Genomic DNA, 661 nt, shown 5'->3' on the forward strand with positions numbered 1-661 from the left:
AACCAGGACCAATAGCTAAAACTGCCAGTAAGGAAATCCCCCAGTGTTTTTCTATTTTCATACTACAATTCCTTTCTGCCTTTCATGATTGTAAAAAACTAAAAATGAGGCATTCATGTTTCTTCTAACCATCACAGTAGCTAGGGTAAAGAAGAAAAATGTTTATCCGCATTTGAACAAACTAAAAAATAAAGCTTCAGTAAGGAAGCTTTATCTTATTTTCTAAACCTGCCACTCGAATTGGCCCTGAAAGTGTTAAGCTGGTTAATTTTTCAGCCATAAATGCAGGGCTGAATTTCATATCGCTTTCTAACCAAGAACAAATGACACCTATATGAGCTGATGTGATATAACTAATCAGAATATCTTCAGGGATATCAAGTCCATCCTCTGCTTCTCCAATCGAAGAGATTAGCTCTCCATACACTCTTTTCTTTACAATTTCCGTCATATGACTTCTAAATTGAGGTAATCCTCGATCACTTAGCATAACTTTAAAATAATCGGCATGGTCATAGATGAATTCAAAAAGCTTTAAGAAAGAAACGGATTCATCGTTTTCTTCTACTGCTGCGGAATCCTCATTATTTTGTTTAGGCTTTACTTTCTCTATTAGCTCTTCTAGAACTTCATTCATACTCTGCATGAGAAAGTCTTGCTT

Annotated in this window: 1 protein-coding gene; it reads right to left on the reverse strand. The window is 35.4% G+C overall.

Features of this window, described 5'->3' with window-relative positions:
• Positions 1-196 precede the first annotated feature (196 nt).
• Positions 197-661 (reverse strand): TetR-like C-terminal domain-containing protein (locus AC1DRF_RS31210; protein ID WP_477742724.1); only part of this gene is annotated, 465 nt, incomplete at its 5' end.

This window comes from Priestia sp. P5_B4, assembly GCF_056400385.1.